Source organism: Methanoregula sp. (assembly GCF_041663825.1).
GTDB lineage: Archaea > Halobacteriota > Methanomicrobia > Methanomicrobiales > Methanospirillaceae > Methanoregula.
Window position 1 is genome coordinate 98,583 of record NZ_JBAYLY010000001.1, and the last position, 12,719, is coordinate 111,301.

Consider the following 12,719-nt stretch of genomic DNA (forward strand, 5'->3'; position numbering starts at 1 on the left):
GCGTACGCTGTCGGGCCTGGGGAGAGAAACATGCAAATACATAGACTTAAAACAGGAAGGATCGTTCTCATTACTCTTCTTCTCGCAGCGTTGTTTGTCGCTGCCGTAAGTGCAGCGGATGAGAAGGGTGTCGTGAGATCGGATGCAAGTAAGGAACAACTGAACCTCATCAATGAACTCTATGGCAAGAACATTACAGTCCTTGATTACATGGAGCAGGTTCACCCTGAACATCTGGTCGGGGTGCCGGATTCTGTGAAGAAGAACATGGCCCAGCAGAAGATGAACTGGTGGGGCAAAGAACCGGCGCTCAATCAAATAACAACAGAAAGTACATCACGCACGGAACGCGCAACGGTATCGGTCACGGCCATCGGATACAAATTCGATTCAAGAACCATTCGCTTTGGAGGAACGACTACTGCATCGGGATTGGAGACACAACCCTGGTACATTTATAACGAGGCGTTTCTGATTAACCATGACACCGGGCAGACTGTGGATTCGACATCGGCAAGTTCACAAGACGGAGTCTGGTCGATTCCCTCATCGAAAGACACGTTATATCCCGCTAATGGCAACTATTACGTACATTCCTGGGGCTATATCCCGTCGCCGTACTATGCCGAGGATTCTGATGATACCTCAGTCTTCAGTTTCCCCTAACCTTTTTTTCGTGATAGAATGAACCCTACAAGAATGAACCTTACAAGTCTGCTACTCAGGGGTCTTTTTTTATCGGGTCTGTTCCTTGTCCTGACCGTATCGGCAGCAGAGAACACCTCCGGGACCGAGACCGTTCTTTTTACCCTTAAGGGGGAACCGCTTTCCCTGGTGTTCGATGGCGACCGGCTCCTCTGGCTCCAGCAGAGCGCATCCCCGGATGCCCCGGAACAGGGACTTTACGTGTATAATCTTACGGAGGGCACAACAAGACAACTCGTACGGATCGGTGAACCGTCGGAACAAAGTTCAGAAGGAAATAACGCCACGGTACATGTGATTTTGACACCGGAAGTCTCCGGTGATCGGGTCGTATTCGCCGCAGGCAGGATTATGCTGACCAATATTACCACCGGATCGACCATTCGGCTCACCAACCAGAACGATGCAATCCTTCCGGTCTCCGAACTCAGGTATAACCAGAATCCCTGGATTGACGGGGACAAGATAGTCTGGACCGAACATGCCGGAGGGTCCTGTTCCGGTGTTTCCGGTGGAAAGATAGTGCTGTTGAACCTGACCACGGGCAAAAAAGAGTATGTTCCGGCCGGTATGCCGGGAAACCAGAGCTACCCGAGGATATCCGGGAATTTTATCATCTGGAGGGACTACCGCGGCAACAGGGATTCCCCGGATCTCTATCTAATGGATATCCGGAACGGGACCGAGATGCGGCTTGTTTCATCCGTGAGGGGTATCCCCTTTATCCAAGGCGATTCCGTCTTCTGGGAGGAGAAAAATTCTATGGGGATCGATACCATCGTCCGTTATACGATCTCGTCCGGAACCCGCTCGGACATCGGACCCGGATGTATGGGTCAGACCCAGGCGATTTCTCCTGTTTCCGATGACAGGATCGTGTGGCGTGTTTCCAGGAGTCCCTCAAATATGCGGGAAGTACAGGGTGCCATCATGGTCATGGATCTGCGCACCGGCGAAAAAAGCCAGATCACTTCATTTGAGAAGGGGGTATCGTTCCCGGTAATCTCGGGAGACAGGATCGTCTATACCCGGGGCGCGGGGGACGACTGGTTTAAGGAGCCTCGGGAGGTGGTGCTTTATACGCTTGCCGCACCACGGCCAAGCACCATAACCACTCTTTCCGGAACCGGGATCGATGACAACAACACCCAACAACCCAGTGCACAGTATTCCGGGGTACAGACCGGGGCAACTCCGGCTGCACCGGCCGGTTTGCCCGGCATGGTGTCGATAGCCGGTGTGATGGCGGGTGTATCTCTTTGGGGGATAATACGAAAGGGATTAAGGAGGTAGTATTGCCCGGTTCCTCTTTGTTTTTCCCAATTCACTGTTGGATACAGGGCATCTTCACTTTTTACAGCACTTCGGATACACTACCGGCCCTTTTTTTGCGATGGTAAAATCCTGTCACAGAAATCGTTTAAATCCCGGTTCCGATACTACCCCTAACCCATTCCGGGTGAACGACCATGAAACACTCCACAGCATTTGCAGGGATCATCGTCCTGTTGATTGTGCTCGTAGTCGCACCGGCATCTGCCGGCCTGGCATTTACATCGAGCAGCCCGCAGACGATTGCGGAAGGCGACGCCTTCACGATTACCGGGACCGGCGCGACTAACGGTTCTGTCGCTGTCATGGCATTTGGCAGGAATTATTTCCATACCTTTACGGCAATTCCCGATGCGCAGGGGAACTATTCCGTTACGTTGTCCCCCATTGAGACCCAGAACTTCCAGAGTGGCCAGTATGCCTTTGTGATACTGGATCCGGGCGTTGACCGGCAGTTCGAGATTGCCGCCCATGTCACCGGGACCGGGAATATCACGCTCACCGATCGCGGTGTCCCGGTCGCTGATCTCGGGCCGGTGAGCGGGCTTGGCCCGGGCGTCCAGCCGGCAGTTGAGGCGCTCCAGAATGTTTTAGGACGGCCGGGTGTTGACGATATCGTGACGCCTGCGTATTTCTTCGTCGAGCTTCCCTTCCTCAACTTCTCCGGCACGACCGACCCTGTAACCGGCCAGCTGACGCCAGCCCGCAGCACCGATGGCCGGCTTACCTTTGCCGGGACCACGAACATGGGAAGCGAGAACACGCTGACCGCTGAAATTTACAATCTTACGACCGGCACGCATGTCCGGTCTGTGCCGGTCTCCGCGATTGTGCCGGGCACCGGTGCCGAGCCGGGAATAAACAAGGTACTGAATTCATGGACGTTCGAACTGGACCCGACAGGGCTCGTGCCCGGGGAATATTATGCCGATGTCGGCTGGCAGAAAGAAAAGGCAAGCGGCCACGGTACAGCACTTTTTACGATCCCGGATGACGGGGCAACAGGCCGGGCGTCCGGCCTCCTGCCGGTATTCAAAATGGTGCAGGCTTTATTTGGCTGGGCCTGATACAACAATCCATTTTTCCCCGTCCCGGCTCTGCCTCGCAAATCGGGGCTTTTATATTACTCTGTTTCCAAAAATACACCAAAATTGAGCCCCATATAATGCTCTTTAGCGGTTCATAGACGCGTTCCGGCGCCCCTTTTTCCAAGATGATTCAAATGCCTGTCCGGGCAGGGAAAAGGCCCGCAAATCGCGTTTATGAGATCGTTTTATCTCGTCCGATTGCCAAAATACGGCCTATTTGTGGACATTTTAAAACGGAGCCCGATACGGACTTCTTTTTGGGATCAACAAGGCCAATCAGGGCTCAATTTGGGCCCGGAATAGCGTAGCCCGGATCGGGTGACCGGGGACGGGTACTTCCATGGCAGGGTTCCCGGATCTTACTTTTCACGATACTCCGGGGATCCTTCGCTGGTACTTCTCATGTCTGTACCTGGTGACGGATCGGGTTCTGCACAATGTAGATGCTTTCGGAATAAATGGTATATAGAACAACAAAAATATACCCTACATTAATCAGGGAAAGACAATGTAATCCCCGAGGGAATCACATAATTGACAACAACATATCATCTGGCAGCCCGGATTATTTGCCTCTCGTTAGCGATCGGCATTATGACCGCCGGAGTTGTTGCAGCAGAAAAAACAAATCATTCAGGAAATGGCCAAACCGATCTAAGAACACAGCTGCATGGATCCAATATCACCAACAAAGAATACATGGAGATTATTTATCCCGCAGAGATTGAGACCCTGCGTCAGAGTTTAACCAGGGACGCGTTCGAAAAGTTCTGCAACCAGCACGTATACTGGGGAAATGACCATCCGGAACTTCCCTACGGTGCAAACGTCTGGACCGAAAACGGCCCGGTTAACCTGAGTGCATTAAATGAAACCGAAAAAGAGCGGTACGGGATCGATGAGGCGATCCTCAGTGGGGACGGTTACAGGATACTGGACCGTTTAACCTGGCATATCCGGGAAGGACGGTCCATCGCTTTCTTCCGAAGCATCCCATCGGGATCCGGAAATATTACCTGCGACCTTAACTGGCGGGATACAGACAGTTCATTGAAGCTCACCATATTCGCTCCCGATGGTGTGATGGGACCTTACTATGATATTTCCGATGGAAGATCTGATGGCAGGATATTCCTCCAGATATCACGGGATGCGAATCTTTCATGCGGGGACTGGTATGTTGTCATAGAGGCAGAGAAGATAGACGCCGGAAAAACGGACGGGGTTCAGCCATTCATCGTGTTCTTCTATTGAGGGGGGATGTGGGATATGGATAAAAACGAGAAAGTCATGCTGGTTCTGATATCCATTATACTCCTTGCCGCCCCGATCCCGGCACTTGAGACCGGGGGATATAAGGTCCGGCCTGCATACGATCTCTCTCCGGATTATGATACCCTCTACTTTCATCCCGACACCTCCGCGAATGCGCTGATACATGTACCTGAACCGCAACAGATCGAGTACTCGGATCTCCCGATCGCAATTCTCCTGATCCTTACCGTGACCGGTTTTCTCTCCATCCTGGTATCCCAGATTAAACTGATCTTGTCAGGCAATCTGCCGGCAATTACCGGACTTTTAAAATTAAAACGGAACAATCTTCTGGACAATGACGCAAGAAACCGGGTCTATACGGTTATCCGGCAAAAGCCCGGCATCTACCTGTCAGAAATAGAGCGGATGACAAAACTAACCAATAAAAACGTCACGTATCACGTGAACAAACTTTTAACGTATCATATGATCGCCGTTGAGGAATCTGCAAAGGGAAAAGGATATTTCCAGAATTCCTCGACAGAATCCCCCAAAGAACGGTTGTTGTTATTGCATTCAAAAAATTCCAATGAACGGACGATAATCGGGCTGATTTCGAAAAACCCGGGGATTTCCCGAAGAGAGATTGAAGAACTGATGGATATTTCGGGCCCATCTGTCAGCTGGCATATCTCAAAACTTGAAAGCGATCATATCGTTAAGAAGATAAAAAGCGGAACGGTCGTGCATCATTATATGATGAGCGACTTTGAAGGTATGACCCTGTAGAATCACGAGCGAAACCGGTTTTTACAGGTTCCCCTTACCCAACAGAAAAAAATAGTTTTAGTCATTATTTACGGTATGCAGAGATTAGCCCCACAGAGCCATATTTAAAATGGCCATACCTGTCCGTAGGACCAGGCATACCCGGAGTAGGTGGGATTTGTTGACGATCCCGAGAGTTTGGACTGGTAGAGTACATTCCGCTGGGGGCTGTAAAATGTGTGTGAAATGTATTTCCAGGCATTTCCTCCGCTCCCCCAATACAGAGTGTAGGAATCAACCAGCGACCCGTCCCCATACAACCCCGTTGTCAGAGATAACGTCGTGGAACTGCTGCCACCTGCAACAATCCCCTTCCCCCCATGGGTAATTGCAGACCCGCTACTTGTGAGAGCGTCTGGGTTTAATACCAGCCCGCTCATTGGGGCCATCGCAGTCCGCTTTGTTACCCAGGCACAAAGCTTGTCCAGTGTGGAATCTGTATCCGCGGGATTCATGCCCCGGAGGACATATCCGCTCTCGTCTGTTTTCATGTTTTCAAGCCCGAATGCTTGCTTCTCTTCGCTGCTGATAGCCCTGAGGTTTACCGGGCCGCTCTCATCCCAGACTGTTGCCCCGTTGGGAAGTTCGGGATGGTCATCTCCCCAGTAGTACATCTGGTTATAGAATTCAGTATACTCTTTTTCCGGTACACTTTTCCTGATTTCCGCCAGTTCGTCGGGATATACCTTCTCCCAGTATTCACCCTGGGTCATTTTTGTCCCGTAAATCTCCTTGATGATCTCAAGCTGTTTTTCATTAGCTTGAGCTGATATCGAAAACGCGCTGACAACACCGGATCCTGCAATAATCAGGAGCAGGAGACCGACGATTGTCACGAGTTTAATTGTGTGGCCTTGTGTCATTTGTTCACTTCCTTGCTCTTTCCCGTCCATCCAAACCTTGGGGAAGAATACCCCAGCTTCCCCACGCTCCGATGGGGGGAAATCCCACATGGTTGAACCATGGGTGTTCTTCTTTTCATTCCTAAACCATGTCATCCATGAAAGACAGCATCCGCTCCAGAGAGGGGTGATGGGGATAGATACCATCCTTTGGGACCGGCATTTGCAAACCAGGGTATTTCGTCCGGTTGATGGTTCATATCCTCACTGGGAAACGGAATACAATAAGCATTATTCCGAAAGTGTCTACACAGTTTTTCGTTTTTCCCGGTATGTAGACACGTTCGGAATAAACACTAAATAACGTGGAATTATTTGTTGTATATGAATGGCCGGAAAAAATCACCCGAATTCGTACAGTTCTTCTCTTTTTTTAAGAGAGATCATACGCTGGAGTTTTTCTTTATCGGACTTATTTTCCTGTTATTATTACCTTCACCAGTAACCGCAGAAGAAAAACGGGTAACGGTCAATTATACGTTTATTGACGAAGGGAATGTCTCTCTCTGGGATCCTTCCGCCTGGCAGTCGCACCTGGGCTTAAGCCAGGGCGTCGTTGCATACCATAAGGGCCAGACGATTTATACCTGGGACAGTAAAACCGGAGAGCGACAAATATTCGAGATTCCCCCGGAGGCAAATTACAACACGGAGATCACGGCCCTCGATATTGCCGACGGTGTCGTGTATTACGGGTTCGATAAAAGAACCAAACGGGTGAACCATGGGACGGAAGGCGGACTGTATGCCTTTGACGGAAAAAACAATACCCCGGTCGCCGCCTTCTTTCATCATGACATAATGAATATCATCGCGGATCACCGCCTCGTACTCATCCACGATACAACGAACTCTGGCCATCTTCTGGATTCCGGAAAAAGATCGGCTGCCGATCTGTTCATTTATTCGCCGGACTTCAACGGAATTATCCCTGTCGACAATCGTATCGACAGAAGCGATCCTGTGGGGTTTGGCGGCAATACCGTTGCCACTCTCACTGAGGGAATAGAGATTCCCCACGAAACGAATAAACGCCTACCAGATGAAGGAATGGCCCTGTTCTCCCTGGACATGCGTGCTTCAAACCGGTCGGTGACACCGGTCACCATCCCGTCTGCGACGAATATACACTATCCCGAAGAGAGCATTGGAGTTTCCCCGGACTGTTGTTCGGAGGATTATGTTGCATGGACAAAAACAACCGGCACCAGTACTTCCGGGTATCACAGTACCCTTTTCCTTACCAATATCAGTACCTTAAAGACCGTCCCGTTATGTGAAACGGACGGGGCTTTCAGCGACGACAGTTACGCAATCGACGGCGATTACGTGTTCTTCGGGCGGACCCTCTATCATATCCCAACCGGCACAAAAACCGAAATCTCGTTCAATGGCGGACTGGACAAACTGTTTGACGGCGAACCCAATGAAAACACTTCCCAACTCGATATTGTACGGTTCAATGACGGGGGACTCCTGATCAAGTCATTCCCAAAAGAGAAGACCGAGGAGTATGCCAGGAACTACCAGCTCTGGTATGCCGATCTCGGGCCTGTCATCCACCCTGCAAAAGAGACCCCGGTGACAACCACGGGAACAATCCCTGCAACGATCGCACGAACCGGATCGACGGAGGCCCCTGTGTCTGGTGTGATTCCCGGTCTTGCGGTTATATTTGTGGTTATCGTATGTTCGTTCAGGAAAAAGAACTAAAACATTCTATTGAATCTCTTTTTGATCCCTCGTAATGGCCCGGGAGAATTTCCCAAAAAGGATCAAAATTCGGATCCGGTGTATCTACAGAACCGGTTTTTCATATCCTCGCCAGGGTGTCACTGCCCAGCAAGGGTGCCCTCTCCCTGCCCCTGATCGGATAACATGCCAGCGCCTGCGAGAGACCCGAGCGCCCCTCTCATTTTTTCCGCGATCTCCCGTGCAGGCCCGGCAAGCGCGTACCTGACGGGCCTGCCGATCTGCTCCGGGGCCTGGATCTCGCGGACGATCCCGTCCCGGATGAGCAGCTGCATGTGGTACCAGAGCGCCGGGCCGGAAATCCCCAGGCCTTTTTTCAGTTCTGTCCTTGTTACGGTTGGTGCATGCTCAAGCATATCGAGGATCCGGGAGCGCACGCTGTTGTTCCGGTGGATCAGGAGCGCCTCTTCAAGCGCCGAACGTGCGCACCCCTGCATGAAGTACCGGGTCATGCCCCTGACCCGTACTTCGTGCACGAGGCCGAGCGCGGCAAGCTGGCCGAGGTGGTAAGAGAGCGTTCCCCGGTTGATCCCGCTTGCCCGCATGATCGAGCCAAAATGGCAGCCGGGATGGGACCGGATACACCCGGCGATCTTGTTTCGTGTGGGATGGTCGAGAGAATTTTTCCGGGTCAACTGGCGGTATCCCAGGTACGTAAAAAACGCACACCCAGAGAAGAGCAGTGCAACAATGATCTTTCCGAGCTCGGGGGAGATCATGCTGGTATAGTGGAGGATCACGATCTGCGGGGGGTGGAACATCCGGGGCTCGCCCCGCAGGGCGGACGAGTCACCCCACAAAAAAAGCGTCAGCCAGTTCAGGAAAGAGTAGACAACGAACAGGACGATAAGAATGATTATCCCGTAATATGCGACACGGCACACAATCCTGAATGCACCGCTTTTCCCATCCATAGGTTTACTTTTCCGGGTGTCGCTCTTTAATCTATTTGATAAAATTCTGTCACAGAAATCTTAAAGACGATTTTACCGGATGTATCATGATGACGGGCCTGGCAACGCGGGTACAATCTCAATGTCCTGATCTTTTTTATTTCTGTACCCCGGGTAATGCTGACAAATTCCCGACGGAGGGTCAAAGACTCATGAAAATTTTCCTGTACCTGTGCGGGATTATCTTTCTCCTCTGCCTCGTGATACCTCCCGTTGCCGCCACACTCTCCGGTACCGATATTCCAGTCTATTCCCCGTACATCACCGAGGACGATTCAGGTAACCCCTACTACACATATTCGGACGGTTTTGCCCTTGATCATGATCGGATGGTCTGGGAGACATACCGGGTGACCCATCCCTCAACGGATGATTTTACCAGCACAATCTACCTGATGAACCTCTCTGAAGGGGCGACACGAATCATTGCTACGTCTCCCTCAGCAGAATATCAGTATACGTTCGAGACGCCGTTCGGCATTGCGGACGGGCGGGTTGTCTGGCGTGCAGATTTCGATGGCAATCTCTACATGTACGATAATCACGTAGGGGCGACACATCCTCTCACAGTTGATGGTACTAGGGACGTGAGTATTCAGCGGGAAAATCGGGACCCCTTTATCTTCGGGGACCGGGTAGTCTGGGCCAAACAGAAACTCTACCCGTCACAAGATTCTGACATCGTCCTGTACAACCTGACCGACAAGTCCCTTCGGGCTATTGCAACAGATCCCGGGAAAAAGTCAGGCCCCACCATGGACGACTCGTACGTTGTCTGGGTGGACAAGCGCAACGATCCGGGAGCCGGCGATACTTATCTTTTCGACCTGAAGAACAATACGGAACGTCCTCTCTGTACAGCGCATGGCCTCCAGCATTATCCGCAGGTCTCAGGGAATTATGTGGTCTGGGGAGATCTGCGCGACGGCACCCCTGCGATCTATCTCTACAACCTGACAACAGAGACGGAGTACCGGATCAGCGATCTCACGTATTACGCCGGAGAGCCGTACCTTTCGGGAAATTACGTGGCCTGGGAAACGTACGCGCTCTACGATGACACCAAGGACAAAACCCGGCAGGTTGTCGTTTACAATATCGCGACCGGCGAGAGCGTGTTGTTCGAACCGGGAACCCGGCACCCGATGCTGCTGGGCCTTATCGATAACCGGATCCTCTACGCAAACCCGGACAATGAGTCCATCAATGACGGATATGTTCACATCTTCAAGATCGATACACCGGCACCAGCGCAGCCATTGTCGGTTTCATCGCCAGCCACTCCTCAACAGGGAAACAGTACGGCCCTGACATATACATTTTCGGAGCCGGCCCCTGCGGGCTCCGGGCCTCTGTCCGCCATCGCTATGGTTCTTCTCTGTACCGGTCTTGTCGCAGCGATCCGAAAACACCACACCGGTCGCAAAACCGGTAAACGATCGGGCGAGAAAAGTTAAGTGCCGGATCGTTCTACGATTCATTCAGTAAGGATCTGCCCTAACGGCGGGATTTGTGGATATTCATGGATAAAGAGATGTACACAAAGATTCTGTCAGTGATCAAAATCCCGGGTCTGATGCTCCTCGTTATACTCCTCCTTATACCGGCTTGCAGCGGGGGGTCCGTCCCGGATCAGAATGTAACGACACCTCCCGCACAACCGTTTATTTCCATCGATCCCATCGGGAACCAAACGATTGATAATGTATTCTTTATTACCGGAACAACAAATCTGCCGGCTTCGAATGACTCTCTTTTAATCCAAATCGAGACTGCCAATTTCAACCCTGCCGGATGGGGGTCAGATTACCGTTCAAACATCTCTATACAACCCGGAGAACAGGGAGTCAATCTCTGGTCTTGTAATGCTACGACCGATCGATGGGTTACTTTCCCCGGGCCAGAACCTGATGCTATACCAGGTAAATATATTGTGATGGTTGCTTCCATATCTTCCCTCGGAGATGTTGAAGCACAATCCGTTTTCACGGTGTCCTCCAACAGTACAATCACTTCAAGTCACACTTTACAAAGTTACACGCCACCGGTAGCATCATTTGCATATGGGTACGGTGAAACAACGCCCTCTGAAACGACATCAGTGACGGTTGATTTTATTGATACGTCCAAAAATTCACCGGCATCGTGGCTCTGGTCGTTCGGCGACGGGAGCTCGTCAACCTCCCAGTACCCGCATCACGCCTATTCAAGTGCCGGAACTTATACGGTATTTCTTACGGCTACCAACGCAGCAGGCAGCAACACGACCAGGTTTCCTGTGAATATTCCGACCGTTAGTGGGAGGGCCACACCTACTGTAATTACAACCCAAGAGACACCATTGCAGGTTGCCAGTCCCGTTGCATCATTAGCCCGACAGGACACCCTTCTTCCCAGGATAGTCTGGCCCCTCCACAAAGTGGAGTTGTCAAAAAAGATTTCAACAGTTCATTTCGGCCCCTCGAAAGACTTCACGGATTACATAAACACACCGTCAATCACAGGAATACAAAAAATTGATGCACTTATGATAGCGTCAACGTCAACGCTGAATTCTCATCTATCATCGGCAGCCAATGCAGGAGTACCACACAAAAATTTTGGTGACTATCTCAGGAGTTCACATGGACCAATAACCATTGAATGGGCATATCCTTACACAGGGAATGTTCGTCTTTCAATGCCCGTTGGCTCCCTGTCATCAAACGAGTACGGACTCGCCTATGCCCTCGTAAACATTGACAACAGGAGTATACTGTCAGATGGATTTGTTGATTGGCGTGAATACTGGTAGGTGTGAAGAATGTTAAAAGAATCAAGAAAAATAATGTTTCTTGTATCGTTTGCCATAGTCCTTGCGGCTCTCATGATTGTCCCATTAGCGAGCGCTGATGATGGAAATGTAACCGCTGTCACAACGCCGTATATCACCATCGTCCCCATCGGCGACCATCCCCTTGACGAAGTATTCTTTATCTCCGGGACGACGAACCTGCCGGCATCGGGAATTCCTCTCCTTCTTCAAATCTATAGCACCAATTTCAACCCGGGAGGTGGAGGGTCTGCCTACCAGTCCAACGTCACTATTGAACCCGGGGAGAACGGAGTCAATACCTGGTCGTGCAATGTAACGACGAGTCTCTGGCAGACATACGGGCTTGGGCCACCGTTTCCCGTGCCCGATGCAGTCCCGGGGGAGTACCTGGTGACCGCTGTTTCGCAGGATCCCCGTAATTCAGCGAAGGATTCCCAGATCATTTCAATTCTGTCTCCGGAAGATACGGATAACCGTACGGTTATAACACCCAATCTTACTCCCTATCACACCAATCAGTATGTCCATGCACAGCGGGGATACTGGATCTCCGTAGACAATCTTCCCCTAGGCTCACATTTCATCGGCGATACATTCAGGATTTCCGGGGAGACCAATCTCCCAACCGGCCAGGAGATCGATTATGGGGCGTTCTCTGCCAATTATGCCCCGGGCAGCCCGAACCTCCTGCCGCCCAGATTTTCCGGCTCCACTATCGTTTATCGGGGGACAGGTGAGATCAACACATGGTCATTTGTCGTAAATACAACCCGGTTTGAAAAATCGTTCGAGAACGGGTCTGTGGTCCGGATGGCTGCGGTCCCGGGGAACTACGAACTCTCCATAGGGCCGTTCAACCAGGAAGTATATCCGTTCACAATCGTGGATACTACCCCTGCTTCCCCGGCACTCCTGCAAAATACCACTCAGGGAACGACCGCTCCAACCGGGAATCTGCCAGCGGATGTGCCGACAACCCTCCCGGCCCCGCTCCCCTTGGCAGTTTCCATCGCTGCAACGGGTCTGGGCGCAGCAGCCTGCATGAGATGCAAGAAGAAATGAATCGTGTACCGGATGCCCCATGATT

General features: G+C 51.3%; 11 protein-coding genes. 9 read left to right on the plus strand and 2 right to left on the minus strand.

Features of this window, described 5'->3' with window-relative positions; translation table 11 throughout:
- Positions 1 to 30: 30 nt before the first annotated feature.
- The 5 genes from WCX19_RS00525 (at position 31) to WCX19_RS00545 (ending at position 5,171) form a co-directional block, all read left to right on the plus strand.
- Positions 31 to 666: a hypothetical protein gene (locus tag WCX19_RS00525; protein ID WP_373003363.1), complete on the plus strand. Its 636-nt coding sequence runs from the start codon at positions 31 to 33 to the stop codon at positions 664 to 666.
- A 33-nt stretch (positions 667 to 699) separates the two neighbouring features.
- On the plus strand, positions 700 to 1,998 hold the full coding sequence (locus WCX19_RS00530; RefSeq protein ID WP_373003366.1) for a TolB family protein: 1,299 nt from the start codon (positions 700 to 702) through the stop codon (positions 1,996 to 1,998).
- Between the two features lie 176 nt (positions 1,999 to 2,174).
- Positions 2,175 to 3,104 (plus strand): hypothetical protein, encoded by a 930-nt coding sequence (locus WCX19_RS00535; protein ID WP_373003369.1) that lies wholly within the window; start codon positions 2,175 to 2,177, stop codon positions 3,102 to 3,104.
- 555 nt (positions 3,105 to 3,659) lie between these two features.
- On the plus strand, positions 3,660 to 4,379 hold the full coding sequence (locus WCX19_RS00540) for a hypothetical protein (RefSeq protein WP_373003372.1): 720 nt from the start codon (positions 3,660 to 3,662) through the stop codon (positions 4,377 to 4,379).
- A 15-nt stretch (positions 4,380 to 4,394) separates the two neighbouring features.
- A complete protein-coding gene (locus WCX19_RS00545) occupies positions 4,395 to 5,171 on the plus strand; it encodes a winged helix-turn-helix transcriptional regulator (RefSeq protein WP_373003375.1) in 777 nt (258 codons plus the stop codon).
- Positions 5,172 to 5,275: 104 nt separating this feature from the next.
- Here the strand turns inward: WCX19_RS00545 and WCX19_RS00550 are convergent, their stop codons facing one another.
- The gene (locus WCX19_RS00550; RefSeq protein WP_373003378.1) at positions 5,276 to 6,073 is read right to left on the minus strand and encodes a hypothetical protein; all 798 of its coding nucleotides are present in this window, start codon (positions 6,071 to 6,073) and stop codon (positions 5,276 to 5,278) included.
- Between the two features lie 363 nt (positions 6,074 to 6,436).
- Here WCX19_RS00550 and WCX19_RS00555 point away from each other — a divergent pair, with 363 nt between their 5' ends.
- Positions 6,437 to 7,825: a hypothetical protein gene (locus tag WCX19_RS00555; protein WP_373003381.1), complete on the plus strand. Its 1,389-nt coding sequence runs from the start codon at positions 6,437 to 6,439 to the stop codon at positions 7,823 to 7,825.
- Between the two features lie 119 nt (positions 7,826 to 7,944).
- On the opposite strand, the gene WCX19_RS00560 is transcribed toward WCX19_RS00555, so the two are convergent.
- Entirely contained in the window at positions 7,945 to 8,778 is an 834-nt protein-coding gene (locus WCX19_RS00560; RefSeq protein ID WP_373003384.1) for a winged helix-turn-helix transcriptional regulator, read from the minus strand.
- Positions 8,779 to 8,969: 191 nt separating this feature from the next.
- On the opposite strand from WCX19_RS00560, the gene WCX19_RS00565 reads away from it, so the two are divergent.
- The 3 genes from WCX19_RS00565 to WCX19_RS00575 all read left to right on the plus strand — a co-directional run bounded on the left by WCX19_RS00565 (position 8,970) and on the right by WCX19_RS00575 (position 12,694).
- Entirely contained in the window at positions 8,970 to 10,274 is a 1,305-nt protein-coding gene (locus WCX19_RS00565; protein WP_373003387.1) for a TolB family protein, read from the plus strand.
- A gap of 65 nt (positions 10,275 to 10,339) precedes the next feature.
- Positions 10,340 to 11,611, plus strand: a complete 1,272-nt coding sequence (locus WCX19_RS00570; protein WP_373003390.1) for a PKD domain-containing protein — start codon at positions 10,340 to 10,342, stop codon at positions 11,609 to 11,611.
- A gap of 9 nt (positions 11,612 to 11,620) precedes the next feature.
- Entirely contained in the window at positions 11,621 to 12,694 is a 1,074-nt protein-coding gene (locus WCX19_RS00575) for a hypothetical protein (protein ID WP_373003393.1), read from the plus strand.
- Positions 12,695 to 12,719: the final 25 nt, after the last annotated feature.

Excerpts from the sequence above, each read along its gene's own strand:
- WCX19_RS00555 (WP_373003381.1), top strand. The coding sequence starts at position 6,437 with ATGAATGGCCGGAAAAAATCACCCGAATTCGTACAGTTCTTCTCTTTT.
- WCX19_RS00550 (WP_373003378.1), bottom strand. The coding sequence starts at position 6,073 with ATGACACAAGGCCACACAATTAAACTCGTGACAATCGTCGGTCTCCTG.
- WCX19_RS00525 (WP_373003363.1), top strand. The coding sequence starts at position 31 with ATGCAAATACATAGACTTAAAACAGGAAGGATCGTTCTCATTACTCTT.
- WCX19_RS00545 (WP_373003375.1), top strand. The coding sequence starts at position 4,395 with ATGGATAAAAACGAGAAAGTCATGCTGGTTCTGATATCCATTATACTC.
- WCX19_RS00565 (WP_373003387.1), top strand. The coding sequence starts at position 8,970 with ATGAAAATTTTCCTGTACCTGTGCGGGATTATCTTTCTCCTCTGCCTC.
- WCX19_RS00570 (WP_373003390.1), top strand. The coding sequence starts at position 10,340 with ATGGATAAAGAGATGTACACAAAGATTCTGTCAGTGATCAAAATCCCG.
- WCX19_RS00530 (WP_373003366.1), top strand. The coding sequence starts at position 700 with ATGAACCTTACAAGTCTGCTACTCAGGGGTCTTTTTTTATCGGGTCTG.
- WCX19_RS00560 (WP_373003384.1), bottom strand. The coding sequence starts at position 8,778 with ATGGATGGGAAAAGCGGTGCATTCAGGATTGTGTGCCGTGTCGCATAT.
- WCX19_RS00535 (WP_373003369.1), top strand. The coding sequence starts at position 2,175 with ATGAAACACTCCACAGCATTTGCAGGGATCATCGTCCTGTTGATTGTG.
- WCX19_RS00575 (WP_373003393.1), top strand. The coding sequence starts at position 11,621 with ATGTTAAAAGAATCAAGAAAAATAATGTTTCTTGTATCGTTTGCCATA.